Annotated in this window: 15 protein-coding genes; 10 read left to right on the top strand and 5 right to left on the bottom strand. The window is 62.5% G+C overall.

Going from position 1 to position 18,909, the window contains the following annotated elements; genetic code table 11:
- Positions 1-40 precede the first annotated feature (40 nt).
- The 4 genes from M6D32_RS23345 (at position 41) to M6D32_RS23330 (ending at position 4,970) form a co-directional block, all read left to right on the top strand.
- Complete coding sequence (locus tag M6D32_RS23345; RefSeq protein ID WP_298260734.1) at positions 41-1,759, top strand: AMP-binding protein; 1,719 nt, start codon at positions 41-43, stop codon at positions 1,757-1,759.
- Positions 1,760-1,939: 180 nt separating this feature from the next.
- Positions 1,940-2,419 carry a MaoC family dehydratase gene (locus M6D32_RS23340; RefSeq protein WP_298260732.1) on the top strand — a complete coding sequence of 160 codons (480 nt, stop codon included), beginning with the start codon at positions 1,940-1,942 and terminating at the stop codon, positions 2,417-2,419.
- Positions 2,420-2,527: 108 nt separating this feature from the next.
- Positions 2,528-3,445 (top strand): SDR family NAD(P)-dependent oxidoreductase, encoded by a 918-nt coding sequence (locus tag M6D32_RS23335; RefSeq protein ID WP_298260730.1) that lies wholly within the window; start codon positions 2,528-2,530, stop codon positions 3,443-3,445.
- A gap of 295 nt (positions 3,446-3,740) precedes the next feature.
- Complete coding sequence (locus tag M6D32_RS23330; RefSeq protein ID WP_298260728.1) at positions 3,741-4,970, top strand: TIGR03862 family flavoprotein; 1,230 nt, start codon at positions 3,741-3,743, stop codon at positions 4,968-4,970.
- A 43-nt stretch (positions 4,971-5,013) separates the two neighbouring features.
- On the opposite strand, the gene M6D32_RS23325 is transcribed toward M6D32_RS23330, so the two are convergent.
- From M6D32_RS23325 to M6D32_RS23315, 3 genes are read right to left on the bottom strand one after another with little or no spacing between them, the layout of a single operon-like run.
- Positions 5,014-6,096, bottom strand: coding sequence for a D-TA family PLP-dependent enzyme (locus tag M6D32_RS23325; RefSeq protein WP_298260726.1), 1,083 nt, complete (start codon positions 6,094-6,096; stop codon positions 5,014-5,016).
- A gap of 21 nt (positions 6,097-6,117) precedes the next feature.
- Complete coding sequence (locus M6D32_RS23320) at positions 6,118-7,938, bottom strand: ATP-binding cassette domain-containing protein (protein ID WP_298260724.1); 1,821 nt, start codon at positions 7,936-7,938, stop codon at positions 6,118-6,120.
- Between the two features lie 9 nt (positions 7,939-7,947).
- Positions 7,948-8,445 carry a YaiI/YqxD family protein gene (locus M6D32_RS23315; protein WP_298260722.1) on the bottom strand — a complete coding sequence of 166 codons (498 nt, stop codon included), beginning with the start codon at positions 8,443-8,445 and terminating at the stop codon, positions 7,948-7,950.
- 147 nt (positions 8,446-8,592) lie between these two features.
- On the opposite strand from M6D32_RS23315, the gene M6D32_RS23310 reads away from it, so the two are divergent.
- On the top strand, positions 8,593-9,393 hold the full coding sequence (locus M6D32_RS23310) for a hypothetical protein (protein WP_298260720.1): 801 nt from the start codon (positions 8,593-8,595) through the stop codon (positions 9,391-9,393).
- 395 nt (positions 9,394-9,788) lie between these two features.
- Here the strand turns inward: M6D32_RS23310 and M6D32_RS23305 are convergent, their stop codons facing one another.
- Entirely contained in the window at positions 9,789-12,164 is a 2,376-nt protein-coding gene (locus M6D32_RS23305) for a xanthine dehydrogenase family protein molybdopterin-binding subunit (RefSeq protein WP_298260718.1), read from the bottom strand.
- A 206-nt stretch (positions 12,165-12,370) separates the two neighbouring features.
- Between M6D32_RS23305 and M6D32_RS23300 the strand changes: the two genes are divergently transcribed.
- Genes M6D32_RS23300 through M6D32_RS23290 form a run of 3 tightly spaced genes read left to right on the top strand, consistent with a single transcriptional unit; the run spans position 12,371 to position 14,591 of the window.
- Positions 12,371-13,435, top strand: coding sequence for a Ppx/GppA phosphatase family protein (locus M6D32_RS23300; RefSeq protein ID WP_298260716.1), 1,065 nt, complete (start codon positions 12,371-12,373; stop codon positions 13,433-13,435).
- A gap of 16 nt (positions 13,436-13,451) precedes the next feature.
- Positions 13,452-14,141 carry an RlmE family RNA methyltransferase gene (locus tag M6D32_RS23295; protein WP_298260714.1) on the top strand — a complete coding sequence of 230 codons (690 nt, stop codon included), beginning with the start codon at positions 13,452-13,454 and terminating at the stop codon, positions 14,139-14,141.
- 51 nt (positions 14,142-14,192) lie between these two features.
- Positions 14,193-14,591, top strand: coding sequence for a GFA family protein (locus M6D32_RS23290; protein WP_366145856.1), 399 nt, complete (start codon positions 14,193-14,195; stop codon positions 14,589-14,591).
- 303 nt (positions 14,592-14,894) lie between these two features.
- Here M6D32_RS23290 and M6D32_RS23285 read toward each other — a convergent pair whose 3' ends face one another.
- Positions 14,895-16,370, bottom strand: coding sequence for an MFS transporter (locus M6D32_RS23285; RefSeq protein WP_298260712.1), 1,476 nt, complete (start codon positions 16,368-16,370; stop codon positions 14,895-14,897).
- 322 nt (positions 16,371-16,692) lie between these two features.
- Here M6D32_RS23285 and M6D32_RS23280 point away from each other — a divergent pair, with 322 nt between their 5' ends.
- The gene (locus tag M6D32_RS23280) at positions 16,693-16,941 is read left to right on the top strand and encodes a hypothetical protein (protein ID WP_298260710.1); all 249 of its coding nucleotides are present in this window, start codon (positions 16,693-16,695) and stop codon (positions 16,939-16,941) included.
- A 221-nt stretch (positions 16,942-17,162) separates the two neighbouring features.
- On the top strand, positions 17,163-18,659 hold the full coding sequence (guaB, locus tag M6D32_RS23275) for an IMP dehydrogenase (protein WP_298260707.1): 1,497 nt from the start codon (positions 17,163-17,165) through the stop codon (positions 18,657-18,659).
- Positions 18,660-18,909 lie beyond the last annotated feature (250 nt).

The raw sequence follows: 18,909 nt of genomic DNA, 5'->3' as shown, positions 1-18,909 counted from the left end.
GGCGACCAGATAACTGACTTGTCCTAGAAGGACAGAAACGATGACCACCTTTCAGCAAGCCCGCGCATTTCTCCTGAAACACAGGACGGATTACGACAAAGCCGTAGCCGAATTCCGCTGGCCTGATGCCGTTCCGTTCAACTGGGCGCTCGACTGGTTCGATGCGGACCTGGCGCGTGACCCGCAGAGCCGCGATCGGCCGGCGCTCTGGATCGTCGATGCCGGCAACCGTGAGACCAAGCTGTCTTTCGCCACGCTATCGCGGCGTTCCAACCAGGTCGCAAATTTTCTGCGGGCGCAGGGCTTGAAGCGCGGCGACCATCTGCTGCTTTTGCTCGGTAACGTCGTGCCGCTCTGGGAAACCATGCTCGCGGCGATCAAGCTTGGCGTCGTTGTGATCCCGGCGACCACCTTGCTCACGCCGGACGAGTTGCGCGACCGGCTTGAGCGTGGCCGGGCGCGAGCGGTGGTCGCGACGCAGGATCAGGTAGGCAAATTCAAAGGGCTCGGAGCTGAAAAGCTGGTGTGGATTGTCGTCAATGCCGGCGCGCCACAGGAAGGTTGGCTTCCGTTTGAGAAATCGGCTGATTTTCCGGAAGATTTTGCGCCGGATGGTGCCACGGGACCCGACGATCCGATGCTGCTCTATTTCACCTCCGGCACCACAGCGAAGCCGAAACTGGTGCGGCACAGCCATCGTAGCTATCCCGTCGGCGGCCTCTCGACCATGTACTGGCTCGGGCTGCAGCCGGGTGATGTTCATCTCAATATTTCGTCGCCGGGCTGGGCCAAGCATGCGTGGAGCTGCTTCTTTGCGCCGTGGAATGCGGGCGCGACCGTTTTCGTGGTCAATCAGCCGCGCTTCGATGCGAAGGCTTTGCTTGCAACCATCGCACAATGCGGCGTTACGACATTATGCGCGCCGCCGACGGTATGGCGGCTGTTCATTCAGGAGAAGCTTGCCGACTTCAAGGTATCGTTGCGCGAGGTCTGCGGCGCCGGCGAGCCGCTCAACCCCGAAGTGATCGACCAGGTGCGTTCGGCCTGGGGCCTGACGATCCGCGATGGCTATGGCCAGACCGAGACCACCGCGCTTGCCGGCAATTCGCCGGGCCAGAAGGTGAAAATCGGATCGATGGGCCGCCCCATGCCGGGCTATCGCGTTGAAGTCACCGATGCCGACGGGCAAGCGACCAAAGAGGGCGAGGTCACGCTGCGGCTCGGCGCCGACCGTCCCGCGGGGTTGATGCAGGGTTATCAGGGCGAGGATGGCGCCCTGTCCGGAGCGGAAGGCGCCGTCTACCGCAGCGGCGACGTGGTATTCGTCGACGAGGATGGCTATTTCACCTTCGTCGGCCGTTCCGATGACGTCTTCAAGTCATCCGACTACCGCATCAGTCCGTTCGAACTCGAAAGCGTCCTGCTCGAACATGAATTGGTCGCGGAAGCTGCCGTCGTGCCGTGCCCCGATCCGATCCGGCTGGCCATTCCCAAGGCCTATGTTCTGTTGGTGCCGGGTACCGAGCGTTCCGGCGACACGGCGCGATCGATCTTCGTTCACCTCCACACGCGGCTTGCGCCATTCAAGCGAATCCGGCGAATTGAACTCGTGGGCGAATTGCCGAAAACGATTTCCGGGAAAATCCGGCGCGTGCATCTGCGCCGCCTCGAACGCGATAATAATCGCAGCGATCCGCTGCGCGGCGATGAATTCCGCGAGGAAGACTTTCCGGAATTGCAGAAAGTACGAACCGACTAGTGCGGTGAATTTGAAGTTCCTATCAGGTCTCGGCACGTTAGTCATAGGAACTTCAAATTCAAAGCCGCACTAGCATCAAATAGGTCGCTAGAGCTCCTTTGATTCCGAAGTTCGCATCAGAGGTTGCTGCAAATGCTTGCGAACTTCGGAATCGGAGCTCTAGGTTTCAGAGAAGATGGAATGAACGAAGTCTGGAAGAAGCCGCCGGTCTCGCTTGCATCATATCAGGCGATGGTTGGGCAGGAGATCGGCGTATCGTCCTGGCATCTGGTCGATCAGGGCCGGATCAATGTCTACGCCGATGTGATCGAGGATCATCAGTTCATCCACATCGATCCGGAGCGCGCCGGGCGCGAAACGGCGTTCGGGACCACGGTCGCCCACGGCTTTCTGACGATGTCGCTGCTTAGCATCATGTCCTATGAGGTGATGCCGGTGATCGAAGGCACGACGATGGGCGTCAATTACGGCTTCGACAAGCTTCGTTTTATCTCGCCGGTGCGGTCGGGCTCGCGCGTGCGCGGGCGGTTCAGGCTGATCGGAGCAAAGTTGCGCAAGCCGAAGGAATTGCAGTCGCACACCAATGTGACCGTCGAAATCGAGGGCGAGGACAAGCCCGCCCTGGTGGCCGACTGGATCGGCCTGATCTATTTTGCGTAACCATCCTTTGACCCGGCAATCCACGTCTGATTGGTGCGGCCACAAGCAAGACGTGGATGCCCGGCACGAGGCCGGGCATGACAACAGAGAGAATTCGGGAATTTATCCATGACAATCAGGTTTGACGGACGCGTCGCCATCGTCACCGGCGCGGGCAATGGCCTTGGCCGCGCCCATGCGTTGGGGTTAGCTGCCCGCGGCGCGAAAGTGGTGGTCAACGATTTCGGAGGCGGGCGCGACGGCACCGGCGGTTCGTCGACGCCGGCGGAGGCCGTAGTCGAGGAAATCCGCGCAGCCGGCGGCCTGGCGATGGCGGATGGCGCGGACGTTTCCAACTTCGAACAGGTGCAGGCGATGGTCGATCGCGCCACCAAAGAGTGGGGCAGCGTCGACCTGCTGTGCGCCAATGCCGGAATCCTGCGCGACAAGTCTTTTGCCAAGATGGAAGTCGCCGACTTCGCCAAGGTGATCGATGTGCATCTCACCGGCACCTTCTACTGCTGCAAGGCGGTGTGGGGCGGCATGCGCGAGCGCAACTATGGCCGCATCGTCGTCACTACTTCCTCGTCGGGCCTGTTCGGTAATTTCGGCCAGGCCAATTACGGCGCCGCGAAAGCCGGCATCGTCGGGCTGATGAACGTGCTGGCGGAGGAGGGCCGGAAGAACGACATCCGCGTCAACACCATTTCGCCGACGGCAGCGACGCGAATGACCGCGGAACTGTTGCCGCCGCAGGCGCTCGAGTTGATGAAGCCGGAGGCGATCACACCGGCCGTGCTTTATCTGCTGGCTGAGGACGCGCCGACCCGCATGGTCATCGGCGCGGGCGCCGGTTCGTTTGCCGTGATCAGGATCATGGAAACCGAGGGTGTGAATTTTCCACCGTCGGAATGGACGCCGGAAACCATTGCCGCGCATTTTGAAGAGATTGCCGACATGTCGACCGCCAAGGCGCTGGAAAATGCGTTCCAGCAGACCAACAAATATGTCGGCCACGCCGCGGCGCGGGCGGGTGTGAAGTTGTAGACGAGGCAAGAGAGGGTATGCGGCTTTGCAATTTGCTTCCATTCCATCCGACCTACTACTTCGACGACGGTAGTATCGTTAGAAGAAGCAGCCGCGAGTCGGTTACCTATGAGGGCTTTGGAAGGTCTGTGCATGTTGATTTTTACTTCGATCCACCAAACGGGTATGTGTACTACCTGCCAAACGTTTCAAGTGACGAGCGCGAAGAGTTAGTTCGGAAGCTCGATTTGTATTGCAGACGCAAGCGATACAAAGCTCGTCTGGGAAATTAACTCTCGGTGCTGTAGGCAATAGAATGCAAACGGGAGTGGCCGTCATCGGCGCTGGTCCCGCCGGGCTGATGGCGGCGGAAGTACTGGCGCGAGGTGGTGCGGCCGTTACCGTCTTCGATGCGATGCCGTCGGTAGGGCGAAAATTCCTGATGGCTGGTCGCGGCGGGCTTAACCTGACGCACAGCGAACCGCTTGAGACGTTTCTGGCCCGCTACCGGGAAGCCGCGCCGAAACTCAGCGCTGCCATCGAAGCCTTTCCGCCGGATCGTTTGCGCGCGTGGGCCGAGGCGCTGGGCCAGCCGACATTCGTCGGCTCCAGCGGGCGCGTGTTCCCAAGGGCCATGAAGGCTTCGCCGCTGTTGCGGGCGTGGCTGCGGCGCCTCGACGCGTCAGGCGTTTCTTTTTGTCTGCGTCACCGTTGGAGGGGCTGGGATGACAACGGGCGGCTGCTGTTCGAGACGCCGGAGGGAACGCGCATGGTCGAGGCCCATGCGACCGTGCTGGCGCTGGGCGGCGCAAGCTGGCCGCGATTGGGATCGGATGGCGGTTGGGTGGAGACCTTGCCCAGCAAGGGCGTGACGGTAGCGTCGCTCAGGCCCGCCAATTGCGGATTTGCCGTCGACTGGTCAGACATCTTTCGCGAGCGCTTTGGGGGTGAACCGCTCAAGGGGATCGCGCTATCATGTGGTGAACGCAGCGTCCGCGGCGAGGCGATGATCACGCGTGACGGCATCGAAGGCGGCGCCGTCTATGCGCTGTCGGCCGAATTGCGCGACGCCGTCTTGGCATCGGGGCATGCGACGTTGCACATCGCACTCCGGCCGGATATTTCGTCGGGCGATCTCATCCGACGGCTATCGGCTCCACGGAACAAACAGACGTTTTCGAACTGGCTGCGCAAGGCCGCGCAATTGTCCCCGGTCGCCATCGGCTTGCTGCAGGAAGCTTCGATTGCTTCTTCGGTGGCGCTTTTGTCATTGCCACCGGAAAAACTTGCCGAATTGATCAATGCTGTGCCGATCAAGCTCACCGGTGTTGCGTCGATTGCGCGGGCCATTTCCAGTGCGGGCGGCGTTGCGTTCGACGAACTCGACGCGGATTTCATGCTGCGGCGATTGCCGTGCGTGTTCGTCGCGGGCGAAATGCTTGATTGGGAGGCGCCGACCGGCGGTTATCTGCTGCAGGCCTGTTTCGCGACCGGAGTTGCGGCGGGGAGGGGCGCGTTGAAGTGGTTAGGCGCGAATGGTGACTAGCGAATAGCGAAAATCCATTCGCTGCTCCCTATTCGCTACTCGCCTATTTCAGCTTCCCCCGCGCTTCGACCTTCAGCGTGCCGAGGATTTCGTCACCGCGCACCATCACCACCTCGTCCATCATGTTGACGACGACGCAGACGTGATTGGGCACGATCCGCACGACATCGCCGACTTCCGGCCGGGTGTTGCTGCGGGCGAGGTCGAGGAAGCCGTGCTCTTCGGCGAACTTCGCGATCCGGGCTTCCGGATGTTCGAGGATCAGCCCGTGGCCGTCCAACCCGCTGCCGGTATCCGATGTCAGCGTCTTCGATCCCGCGTCGAGAATGCCGCGATCGGCACCGGCGCGGCTGACCACGGTGGAATAAATATTGAGCGCACAGTCGTCCCAGCTCGCGACGCCCGCGCCGACCTGCATGCGATCGTTATAGATGTAGGTGCCGGGCCGGTGTTCGGTGGCGCCCTTGAGCTTGCCGAGATTCTTCAGATTCGGCGAGCCGCCGGTCGAGACCATCGTCGCATCGAGCCCGTGCGCGCGAATGCCGGCGAGCGCCTCGTCGTAGAATTTCTGCGCTTCCGCCCAGCCGGTCTCGGTCGGGTAAAGCATGAAGCCAGCAAAGACGAGGCCTTTGGAATCCGAGATCTGCCGTGCGAGCGCAATCGCTTCCGCCGGCGTCTCGACGCCGGCGCGCTTGCGACCGGTGTCGCATTCGACCACGACCGAAAGCGGGCGCCCCGAGGCGGCTGCGGCCTGCGTGAGGCTCGCGACGACAGTTGGATTGTCCGCCGCGACCGTCATACGGGCCTTGGCCTGTAAGGCGCCAAGCCGCGCCATCTTCTCTTCGCCGAGCAAATTGTAGCTGATCAGGATGTTGTCGATACCCGCATCCGCCATCACCTCAGCTTCGCCGAGCTTCTGGCAGGTGATGCCATGGGCGCCGGCTGCGATCTGCATTTTCGCCAGTATCGGGCTCTTGTGCGTCTTGATATGCGGGCGATTGGCGACGCCCGCCGCATCGCAGGCCTTTTGCACCCGCGCGATATTGCGTTCGACCTTGTCCATGTCGATCACGGCAATCGGCGTGCCGTATTCGCGGGCGATTTTGGCGGCGAGGGGCGTGGTCATGGCGTTCTTCTCTTTCGGCGCTTATGCCTGTTCTATCTCTTCACGTAACACTTCAAGTTCGAGCCACTTGTCCTCGGCGACGTGCAATTCTTGCTGCGCCTTGGTCATGGCGGCGGACGCCTGATCGAATTTCTTGCGATCCCTGGCGTAGAGATCGGGATCGTCAAGCGTCAGCCGATGTTTTTCGATTTCGCCCTGCAATTTGGCGATGGTCTTTGGCAGCTTTTCCAGCGCATGCTTTTCATTGAAGGAGAGGCGGCGCTTCGGCGCGGGCGAAGGCGCTGCGACACTGATTTCCTTCTCGGCCGCTTTCTTCTCGGCGGGAGCAGTCTTTGCTGGCTCGCGCTTGAGATCGGCGCCGCGCTGCGCCAGCATGTCCGTGTAGCCGCCGGCATATTCGATCCAGCGGCCGTTACCCTCGGGCACAATGACGGATGTCACGACGCGATCGAGGAAGTCACGGTCATGGCTGATCACGATCACCGTGCCCTCGTAATCGCCCAGCATTTCCTCGAGCACGTCGAGGGTTTCGAGATCGAGGTCATTGGTCGGCTCGTCGAGTACCAGGAGGTTGGAAGGCTTCGCCAGCGCGCGCGCCAGCATCAGCCGGCCGCGCTCGCCGCCGGAGAGCGCTTCCAGCGGGGTGCGACGTTGTTCTTCGGAAAACAGAAAGTCTTTCATGTAGCCGACCACATGCTTCGGCTTGCCGCCGACCATGACATGGTCGCCGCGGCCGCCGGTCAAGGCTTCCGCCAGCGTCGATTTCGGATCGAGGCTTTCGCGATGCTGGTCTAGCGTCGCCATCTCGATATTGGCGCCGAATCGGATACTGCCGCTGTCCGGCGGATTGGCTCCCGTGAGCATCTCGATCAGCGTCGTCTTGCCGGCGCCGTTGGGGCCAACGATGCCGACCCGGTCGCCGCGCTGGATGCGGATCGTAAAGCCGTCGACGATCGTGCGCTCGCCGTAGGTTCGGCTGATGTTCTTGGCCTCGATGACCAGCCGGCCGGACTTATCGGATTCGGCCGCGGCGAGGTTGGGGTTGCCGGCCGCGCCGCGATAGTCGCGGCGTTGTTGCCGCAGCGCCAGCAGATTGCCGAGCCGCTTGACGTTGCGCTTGCGGCGGCCCGAAACGCCATAGCGCAGCCAGTGCTCTTCATTGACGATCTTGCGGTCGAGCTTGTGCTGCTCGCGCTCTTCTTCGGCCAATACCTCGTCGCGCCATGACTCGAACGAGGCAAAGCCGCGATCGATCTGCCGGATCTGGCCGCGGTCGAGCCAGGCGGTCGTGCGCGACAGGTTGGACAAGAAGCGGCGGTCGTGGCTGATGATGACGAGCGCGCCGCGGCGACCATTCAGTTCGCTCTCCAGCCACTCGATGGTGGTGAGATCGAGATGGTTGGTCGGCTCGTCCAAGAGCAGGATGTCGGGGGAGGGCGCCAGCACGCGCGCAAGCGCTGCGCGGCGAACCTCGCCGCCGGAGAGGTGGGCGGGATCTTCGTCGCCGCGAAGGCCGAGTTGCTCCACCAGATAACGAGCCTGATAGTGGTCGTCGCCGGGACCGAGTCCAGCCTCGACATAAGCGAGCGTGGAGGCGAAGCCAGCAAAATCCGGTTCCTGCGGCAAATAGCGGATGGTCGCGCCGGGCTGCACAAACCGGCTGCCCTGATCCGCCTCAACGAGACCGGCCGCGATCTTGAGCAGCGTCGATTTGCCGGAGCCATTACGGCCGATCAGGCAAACGCGCTCTTCCGCCGACACCGACAGCTCGACGCCCGACAACAAGGGCGTGCCGCCGAAGGTGAGGCTGATATCCTTGAGCTGGATGAGCGGCGGGGCCATGATCTCTCTTCAGCCTTGGCTGGATGCAGGCGCGTCCGCCCGGCGGCGCTGGATGCGGCGGATGGCCTGGTCGAGCGCCGACAGGAAGGCGGAGCGGTCGCGCGGAGAGAAGCCTCGCGGTCCGCCGGTGACTTCGCCCGACGAGCGCAGGTCAGTCATGAGATTGCGGACCGCGAGCGTCATGCCGATCGATTGCTCCGTGAACGGCTTGCCGTTCGGTGCGATCACCTCGGCGCCTGATTTCACGCAGCGGCTGGCGAGCGGAATATCGGATGTGATGACGATGTCGCCAGGGCCAGCTCGTTCTGCAATCCAGTCGTCGGCGGCATCCATGGCTGATCCCGCCGCGATCCGCTCGATCAGCGGATCGTGCGGCACCCGGATGAATTGGCCGGCGACTACACTGACGGGAAGGCCGTGCCGCGCCGCGACCCGGTAAATCTCGTCTTTCACCGGGCAGGCGTCGGCATCGACATAGATGCGGGTTGGATTTGCGGGCGTTGTCATTGATCGTGAACAGATGGGGGATGTAAGGCCTGCGTGGTAGCCCATCAGGCACCAAAATGCGAGGGCAGGGCTCGTTGAAGGGTGCCCTTGTCACCGCGTTCCCTTGGCGTACGATCACTCGCGAGATCGACAAGGGGAAATGGCGTCATGACAGGCCTGATCGAAACCTATCGCGTCGAGGCCTACAACACCGCCAAATTGTCCGAAAACAAGATGCACGACGACACTGTCGCGCGCCGTTTCGGCTTCAGTGGCGGCCTCGTCCCCGGCGTCGATGTCATGGCCTACATGATGCATCTGCCGATCGCAAAATGGGGGCGCGACTTTCTCGAACGCGGCCTGATCGAGGCGCGTTTCGTCAAGCCGGTCTATGACGGCGAGATCGCCGATGTCAGGGGAGAAGAACGAGATGGCATGATCTCGATCCAACTCGAAAGCCGCGGCGAGCTGTGCGCGACCGGAACGGCTTCGTTGCCGGTGGCCCCGCCGTCGCTCTCGGTCGCCGACTATCCGGCCACCGCGCCGGTCGCGGAGCGGAAACCGGTTAGTCCGGCTTCCTACGAGCTTGGCAAATGGTTGGGCTCGATGCCGCGCAACTGGGCCGGGGACGCCGCGGACGAATATCTCGACGAGGTACGCGAGGTCGATACGATCTTTGTTCGCGAGGGTCTCGGTCATCCCGGGCTGCTGCAGCGAGTGATGAACAGGGTGCTGGTCGATAATGCGATCCTGGGGCCGTGGATTCATGTCGGCAGCCGGATGCAGCTCTTGAACGCGGCGCGACGCGGCGATGAATTGACCGCGCGCGCCAGGGTCGTCGAAAACTTCGAGAAAAAGGGTCATCACTTCGTCGAGCTGGATGCGCTGGTCGTCGGCAACGGCATCACGCCGCTGGCGCACTGCAAGCATATCGCGATCTACCAGCCGCGGGAGGAGGCGGCGGCGTAGGGCGTGAGCGGTTTCCTAGACTCCCTTGATGCGATCAGCTCCAGAGCGCGTGAGATATTCATTCCAGTCGATTGCCAACTCACGTTCCGAACAGCTCAGTATTTCTGCAATCCTCGCCGTACTGGTAAGTTCTAAAATGCGCCGTACTTCAGGGGAACTGTCAGCGAGGTCATAGAGCGCACCGCGCGTCCTACTAAGTGCCAAAAGAAGTGCCGCGCGCTTTCGCAAATGGTCCCTTTCCAGGGGGTGATCATTTCTTGTCATGCTCGCCGCTCAACTTTTTGAACAATCACGTCTTACCGCGCGGTCATTCCGGGATGGTCCGCAGGACCAGACCCGGAATCTCGAGATTCCGGGTTCGATGCTTACGCATCGCCCCGGAATGACGACGTACCTTAAGCCATCTTCACCTTGGCATCGCGAATCGCGCGCCAGACCCGTTCGGGCGTTAGCGGCATGTCGATATGGGTGATGCCGAGCTCCGACAGCGCATCGAGCACTGCATTGGCAAGCGTCGACAGCGAGCCGGCGCAGCCGGCTTCGCCGCAGCCCTTGGTGCCCAGCGGGTTGGATTTGGCCGGCACCGGATGGTCGCCGATTTCCATATGCGGGATGTCTTCGGCGCGCGGCAGCGCATAATCCATGAACGAGCCGGTGATCGGCTGGCCGCTGGCGTCGTAACTGACATGCTCCATGAAGGCCTGACCGATGCCTTGCGCGACGCCGCCATGCAACTGGCCGGCCACCAGCATCGGATTGACGACCGTGCCGAAATCATTGACGCCGGTGTAGCGCACGACCTCGACGATTCCCGTTTCGGGATCGATCTCGACTTCGGCAACATGGCAGCCATTGGGGAAGGTCGAGGGCACCGGGCCCGTGGTGTGATCGACATCGAGCGAGGAGGGCACGCCCTCCGGCATCTTGCCCTCCCGCAGGCGGTGTGACAGTTCCAGGATGTCGATCGAGCGGTCGGTGCCGGCGATGGTGAAACGACCGTCGGCAAATTCGATGTCGCCTTCGGCGGCTTCCATCAGATGCGCGGCGGCGTGCTTGCCCTTTTCGATCACGAGTTTTGACGCCTCGACGATCGCCATGCCGCTTGCGGTGATCGAGCGCGAGCCGCCGGTGCCGTTGCCGGTATGCACCAGATCGCTGTCGCCCTGCTCGAGCTTGATGCGCTCGAAGGGAACGCCGAGCTGCGCCGAGAGCACCTGCGCGAACGGCGTGGCGTGGCCCTGGCCGTAATCGAGCGTGCCGGTGATGAGCTTCACCGAGCCATCGTCCTCGAACAGTATCTTGCCGAGTTCGACATTCGGCGGCGCGGTGACCTCGAGATAGGAGCCGACGGCGATGCCGCGCAGCTTGCCCTGCTTTCGGCTTTCCTTCTTGCGCTTGGCAAAGTTGGCATGGTCGGAAATTTGCAGCGCCTTCTCGAACACGCCCTGGAAATCGCCGCTGTCATAGACCATGCCGGAGGAGGCATTGAACGGGATCTGCGCCGGCCTGATGAAGTTTCGCTTGCGAAGTGTCAGCCGGTTGATGCCCATTTCGTCGGCTGCACGATCGATCAGCCGCTCCATGAAATAGTTCGCTTCCGGCCGCCCGGCGCCGCGATAGGCGCCCATCAGCGTGGTGTTGGTCAGCACCGTCTTGATATCGACCGTCATCATGGGCGTGCGGTAGACGCTTGCAATGTTCTTGCCGATATTGAGCGACAGCGGCAGCGGCGCGACGCCGGTGATGTAAGCGCCGAGGTTGCCATAGCCGGAGACCTTCAGGCCAAGGAATTTGCCGTCGGCATCGAGCGCCAGCTCGCAATGGATCTTCTGCGCCCGGCCGTGGCTGTCGGACAAGAAGCTGGTCGAGCGCTCGTCGGTCCATTTCACCGGCCGGCCCAGCGCCTTCGCCGCGTGCAGAATGCAGATATATTCGGGATAGTTGATGTTCTTCATGCCGAACGAACCGCCGACATTGGCGGTGAGCAGATGCACTTTGTCGTGCGGAACCTTCAGAAGATTCTTGGCAAGACCGGTGCGGTTGGCGGCGACGCCCTGGGTCGGCACCTGAATGGTGAAGCGTTCGCTTGCTTTGTCGTAGGACGCGAGCGCTGCGCGCGGCTCCATTGCCACCACTGCGACGCGGTTGTTGATGACGTCGATTTTGGTGACGTGGGCTGCGCTCTTGAAGGCCGCTTCGACCTTCTCGGCGTCGCCGAAATGGTAGTCGAGCGCGACGTTATTGGGGATGTGGTCATAAAGCAGCGGCGCGCCGGGCCTGGCCGCTTCTTCGGGATCCGTGACCGCGGGCAGGGCATCGATGTCGACCTCGATCGCCTCGGCGGCATCGCGGGCCTGGACCAGCGTTTCGGCGACCACGAAGGCGACGGGGTCGCCGACATAGCGCACCTTGTCGGTCATCAGCGCGGTGCGATTGGTCTGGTGCAGCGGCGTGCCATCGCGGCTCTTCAGCGGCAGCGCGCAAGTGAAGGGACCATAGCCGGCTGCCACCAGATCGGTTCCGCTCCATACCCCGAGCACGCCCGGCATGGCCTTGGCGGTCTCGGTGTCGATGCGGCGGATCACGCCGTGGGCATGACTGGAGCGAACGACCCAGGCGTAGGCCTGCCGGGGGAGGTTGAAATCGTCGGTATATTTGCCCTTGCCGCGGACCAGCGTGTCGTCCTCCTTGCGGCGGACCGGCTGGCCGACCCCATATTTTTGCAGTGCGAGAGCGTTTTCGAGGGAGGTTGGGGAGGTGTGATCTTGCATCTAAAATATCCGAAAATGGCCGCCTTTTCTGCGGCTTTGGCAGCCCAAACCCCAATAAACTACGCCTCTGCTGGCGACAACGGCAGAATAGGCATGGTGGTATATAGGGATTGCTGCACCGCCCTTGCCACTAGCCTCGCCACTGCTAGAGTTGCCCCCGAAACCGACATTCCTCGGCGGGCGCTAGCCCCGAGAAAGACAATTGAATGAATGAGGATACGCGGGCTCGCGACGACGCGGCGTCGCGCGGAGGCCTGGCCATACCGGTCGCGGCGGATGCCGCCGCGGCAAGGCTGGTGCCGGGTACCGAGGTCTATGCCGCGCTCGATCTCGGCACCAATAACTGCCGCCTGTTGATCGCATGTCCCACCGTGGACGGCTTTCGCGTGGTCGATTCGTTTTCGCGGATCGTGCGCCTCGGCGAGGGCATCTCGGCCACCGGCTGCATCAGCGAGGCGGCGATCGAACGCGCGATCGCCGCGCTCGCCGTTTGCCGCGACAAGATCCGGTCGCGGAAGGCGAGGCGGCTGCGGCTGATCGCAACGGAAGCCTGCCGCGCGGCCTCCAATGCCGACGGATTCCGAGACCGTGTCGCGGCCGAAACCGGCATTCGCCTCGAGGTCATCGACCGCGAGACCGAGGCGGCGCTCGCGGTGATCGGCTGCTCGCCGCTGCTCGATCCCAGGGGACGCGGCGCGATCCTGTTCGATATCGGTGGCGGGTCCACCGAACTGGTGCGGATCGAGCGCGATCCCTCGTTGCGTGAGCCGACGGCGCGCATCAAGGCGTGGATGTCGATTCCACTCGGCGTGGTGACGCTGGCCGAGCATTTCGGCGGCCGCGATGTCAGTGAGCAATGCTACGCCGCGATGACCGCTGAAGTCGCAAAGCACGTCGCTCCTTTCGCGGCCGAGCATGCCCGGGACCTGACGGACATGCATCTGCTCGGCACCTCGGGCACGGTGACGACGCTCGCCGGCATCCATCTCAACCTGCATCGCTACGACCGGCGGCGGGTCGACGGCATCTGGATGAACGATGCCGAGATTACCGCAACCATCGCCCGGCTGCTCGGCATGAGCTATCAGGAGCGCGCCGCCAACCACTGCATCAGCGTCGAGCGCGCCGATCTGGTGTTGGCGGGCTGCGCCATTCTCGATGCGATCCGCAACGCCTTCCCGCTGCGGCGGCTGCGCGTCGCCGACCGGGGGCTTCGCGAGGGCATGCTGGTGGAAATGATGCGCGAAGACGGCGCGCTGGCCAACCGGTAAGCGCATCAGGCATCACATGGCGAAAGACACGACCGGGCGGCTGCACGTTACCGTCAAGAGCGCGGGCAAGCGCAAGCTGTCCTCAAAACTCTGGCTGGAACGGCAGCTCAACGATCCCTATGTGGCGCGCGCCAAGCGCGAGGGATTGCGCTCGCGTGCGGCCTACAAGCTCACCGAGATCGACGACAAATATCATTTGCTTAAATCCGGCATGACGGTGGTCGATCTCGGCGCGGCGCCCGGCGGCTGGAGCCAGGTCGCGGCCAAGCGGGTCGGCATTGCGAGCGGCAAGGGCAGGGTGGTGGCGATCGATTTGCTCGAGATGCCGGAGATCCCGGGCGTAACCTTCGCGCAACTCGATTTTCTTGGCGAGCGTGCGCCGGAGCGGCTGGTCGCGATGATGGACGGGCGCGCCGATGTCGTGATGTCCGACATGGCGGCCAACACCACCGGTCATCGCAAGACCGACCAGTTGCGGATGGTTGGGCTGGTGGAAGCGGCCGCCGCCTTTGCCGCCGAGGTGCTGAAGCCGGGCGGCACGTTCCTCGCGAAAACCTTTCAAAGCGGGGCGGATGCCGAGCTGATGGCGCAGCTCAAACGCGACTATGCAGGCGTTCGCCATGTGAAACCTGCCGCCAGCCGGCAGGACTCTTCCGAGCGCTATGTGCTGGCGACGGGATTTCGCGGAACGAAGAGTTCACAATAACTTCGTCACGGTTGGGCTAGCGTCCGGTTTAAGGAACAAGGGGAGGTGCACATGTTGCGCGGAAGTTGCTTGTGCGGCGGCGTCAGGTATCAGATCCGCGGGCAGCTATCTGGCGCCATGAATTGCCATTGCTCGATGTGTCGAAAGGCGCAAGGGAGCGCCTTCCGTAGCCGGGCCAGCGTGAAATCGGCTGACTTTGAATTCGTGCAAGGCGAGGAACTCATCACCTTTTACGAATCGTCACCGGGAAATTACAGGGGGTTTTGCCGGGTGTGCGGCTCTCCGATCCTGAGCAAGTTCGACGATTACCCGAAATACTATGGCCTGCCGCTGGGCACGTTGGATGACGATCCGGGCATCGAACCGAAGCTCCACGTCCACGTTGGCAGCAAGGCTCCGTGGTTCACGATCACTGACGATCTTCCGCAACTGTCTGGCGCACCGGAATAGTCGGCGCGCCACCATTGGCGACGGGGTGTAGGGACGGGAAGGAGCCGGGCTTTGAGTTGCGTCTCTTGCTTATCCCTCCCCCGCGAGCGTAGCGAGCAGCGGGGAGGGAAGGCCGAAGCGGAGCGAAGGCCAGGGTGGGGGAGTTTTCTCATCGCAATGCATGTTTGGAAACTTGGCCAAGTGCCGGATCTTTGCGATGGACGGGCGGACTGACGCCCCCACCCGACACTTCGTTCGCTCTGCTCGCGAAGTGCCACCCTCCCCACGCTGACGCGGGGGAGGGATGAGGCAGCGGCGGTCTTGTCACCCCAACTTCTGATCTCGCGCGTCCTGGGTACCCTGGCTTGCGGCCTTGACCGCTTCTTTCGCCGCCCCCTTGCGGCTGGAAATCTCGACCGCCTTGCGGCCTGAAATTTCGTGGCCGGCGTCGTCGGGCATGCGCCAGAACAGGAAGGCCGACATCATCGATATCACGCTTACCAGGAGAAATGCCGGCGCAAAGGCGTCGGCGGTGAGTTCCTGCACGTGGCGCATCAACAGGGTGGATTCCACGCAGAGGGCGCCAATGGCGACACCGGCGGAAATCGCCAGTTGCTGGTTGACGCTGACGAGCGTGGTGGCGCGGCTCATCTGCGGCGGATCGACCTCGGCGTAGGCGACGGTGTTGATCGCGGTGAATTCCAGCGAGCGGAAGAAGCCGCCGACCACCAGAATGATTGCGATCAGAAGCAGCGGCGTCGTTGCCGTGAAGAGCGCGCAGGCAGCGAGAAAGACCGAGCCGATGACGGCGTTGACGGTCATCAGGTTGCGGAATCCGAAGGCTCGGATGATGCGCGCAGCCAGCGTCTTCATGCCCATGGCCCCGACGGCGGAGGCAAACGTCACCAGCCCCGAGCGGAACGGGGAGAGGCCGAATCCGACCTGCATCAGAAGCGGCAGCAGGAATGGCAGCGCGCCGACGCCGACGCGGAACAGGAAGCCGCCGACGATACTGGCGCGCATGGTTGGGAGCCGCAACAGCGCGAAATCGAGCACTGGAGAGGCGGTTCGCCGGGCGTGGATGACGTAAAGCGTCATCGAGATCGCGCCGATCGCCACCAGCGATGCGACAACGCTCCACGGCAACAGATTGAGTCCGGCGACCGAGAGGCCGAAGGCGATGCCGGCCAGTCCAAGCCCGGCCAGCACCATGCCGTAGAGATCAAACGGTTCGCGGCTGTCGCTCTTGATGGGATCAATGAAGCGTAAGGCCATGAAGATGCCGAGCAGGCCGATCGGGATATTGATCAGGAAGATCCAGTGCCAGGAGAAATAGGTGGTGATGAACCCGCCGACCGGCGGTCCGATCACCGGCCCGACCAGCGCCGGTACCGTCACCCAGGCCATGGCGTTCACCAGCGCGCTCTTGTCGATCGAACGTAACAGCACAAGACGCCCGACCGGCGTCATCATAGCGCCGCCAATGCCTTGCAGCGTGCGCGCGATCACGAAATCCGTCACCGATCCCGACAGCGCGCAGCCGATCGAGCCGGCCATGAAGACGGCAATCGCGCTCGAGAACACCAGGCGTGGGCCAAAGCGGTCGGCGGTCCAGCCGCTCGCCGGAATGAACACGGCGAGCGACAACAGATAGGAGGTGATAGCGAGCTTGAGCGTCAGCGGGCTCGTCCCGATGTCGCCCGCAATCGCCGGCAGGGACGTTGAAATGACGGTCGAATCCATGTTCTCCATGAACAGGGCCGTGGCCACGATGAGCGGAATCAGACGCTGTTTGTTCATTGAGATTTTTCGTGATGGAGGGGAACTAAGGCGGGGGGTTCCGCATATATGGCATGGTGACCATCATGGAACACGCGCATTCACCATCGTTAGCCTTTGATTTCAAGCGTTTCCGACAAGATGTGAGGAGATGGCTTCGTTGTCCGTTTGTGGCGATTTTGTGCAGAAACCTTAACGTGTCCACACCTGCATAGCTCCCCTGCTTGATATGTTTGAGATGGGGTTGTACGGCTGTAGTCATCGTGAGAGCTAAGCCGCTTATCGCGAGCCGTGTTGCTCGACATTTCCCTGTACGTGTTTTGAGAGAAGGAAAAACCCGCAGATGGGGCTTCGCTTGCTCTTCGTTGTCGCCGTCCTCTTTGCACTGGCGCCGGTTGAAGCCTCTGCCGAAGGAATTTTCCATCGCGCGTCATGCTCGGTCGTTCGCTACTATGTAGCAAGATATAGTGCCGAAATGGCTGAGGCTTGGGCGCGCAGCAAGGGCGCGACCGAAGCCGAGATCGCGACGGCCCGGCGCTGCCTCGAAAGTGGTTCGTCGCGCGTTCGCACGGCGCAGGAATTCCGCAACTAAGCCGGAAATTGATGCCGCCTGGCATGCCCAAAGGCATGTCGGCGGCTTTTTTGCCGCTACTGACCTTGTTGGGGCCATCCGCAGGAATGCGGATTGGCCCCTTTGATTCGTGATGGTGGCGTGCTATCGACCACCGCCAACCCTACCGATGGGCCCGATTCGACGGCGAAGCCAGCCTTCGCCGTCGCTTTGGCTTATCCAGAATTCAGACGGAGTTGGTAATGGCGCAGGTACAGGGACTTCCGGCGATCAGTGAAGCGTTCACTTTCGATGACGTGCTGCTGAAACCTAGCCTTTCCGACGTTCTGCCTTCTGAAGCCGATATCCGCTCACGCGTCACCCGCGCCATCCCGCTCAACATTCCGATCATGGCCTCGGCCATGGACACCGTCACCGAAGCGCGCATGGCGATCGCCATGGCGCAGGCGGGCGGCGTTGGCGTCATTCACCGCAATTTCGATCCGGAGGGCCAGGCGGCGCAGGTGCGCCAGGTCAAGAAGTATGAATCCGGAATGGTGGTCAATCCGCTCACCATCGGCCCCGATGCGATGCTGTCGGACGCGCACGCGCTGATGAGCATCCATGGTATTTCCGGAATTCCCGTGGTCACCGGCGCCGGCGAAGGCAGGCCGGGAAAACTGGTCGGCATTCTCACCAACCGCGACGTGCGCTTTGCCACCGATCCAAGACAAAAAGTCTCCGAGCTGATGACGCATGAAAATCTCGTGACCGTGCGCGAGGGCGTCAGCCAGGACGAGGCCAAGCGGCTGCTGCACCAGCATCGCATCGAGAAGCTCTTGGTCGTCGACGAGCAATATCGCTGCGTCGGCCTGATCACCGTCAAGGACATGGAAAAAGCCGTCGCCCATCCGCTTGCCTGCAAGGACGCGCAGGGCCGCCTTCGTGTGGCGGCCGCGACCACCGTCGGCGAAGGCGGCTTCGAGCGCACCGAACTGCTGATCGATGCCGGCGTCGACCTGGTCGTGGTCGACACCGCTCATGGGCATTCGGCGCGGGTGCTGGAGGCGGTCAACCGCATCAAGCGGCTGTCCAATGCGGTGCAGGTGATTGCCGGCAATGTCGCCACCAAGGAAGGTGCGCAGGCACTGATCGATGCGGGCGCAGATTCGATCAAGGTCGGCATCGGCCCGGGCTCGATCTGCACCACGCGAATTGTCGCCGGTGTTGGCGTGCCGCAGCTCACCGCGATCATGGATGCGGTCGAGGCGGCGAAGAAAGCCGACGTGCCCGTGATCGCCGACGGCGGCATCAAGTTCTCCGGCGATCTGGCCAAGGCGCTCGCGGCCGGCGCCGACATCGCCATGGTCGGCTCGCTGCTTGCCGGCACCGACGAGACGCCGGGTGAAGTGTTTTTGTGGCAGGGCCGCTCCTACAAGGCCTATCGCGGGATGGGCTCGGTCGGCGCGATGGCGCGCGGCTCCGCCGATCGCTATTTCCAGCAGGACATCAAGGACACGCTCAAGCTGGTGCCGGAAGGCATCGAGGGGCAGGTGCCCTACAAGGGGCCGGTCGCCAATGTCATGCATCAGCTCGCCGGCGGCCTGCGCGCCGCGATGGGCTATGTCGGCGCGCGTAACCTTGCCGAATTCCACGACAAGGCGCAGTTCGTCCGCATCACCGGTGCCGGCTTGCGCGAAAGCCACGTGCACGACGTGACGATCACCCGCGAAGCGCCGAATTATCCTGGCGGGGCGTGATTTCTCGTCGTCCCGGACAAGCGAGCGTGAGCAAGCGCGCTCCGGGACCCATCAGCCACCGATGTTCGATGTGACTGAGGTTGGTGCCCCAGCCCAGTTGACGACCGTTGCCAGTGGTTGATGGGGTGGACGGCCCCCTACGGCATCAGTGTGCCAGAATGAGGTTGTTGCAAATCTCAGACAAGGGAGCCGTCGGTGGGACAGATTATCCGCATTGGAATGGATACGTCGAAGCATATTTTTGTACTGC

The organism is Bradyrhizobium sp., assembly GCF_027307225.1.
Lineage (GTDB): Bacteria > Pseudomonadota > Alphaproteobacteria > Rhizobiales > Xanthobacteraceae > Bradyrhizobium.
The sequence above is the reverse complement of the archived record's forward strand: the minus strand, read 5'-3'. Positions and strand labels throughout refer to the sequence as shown.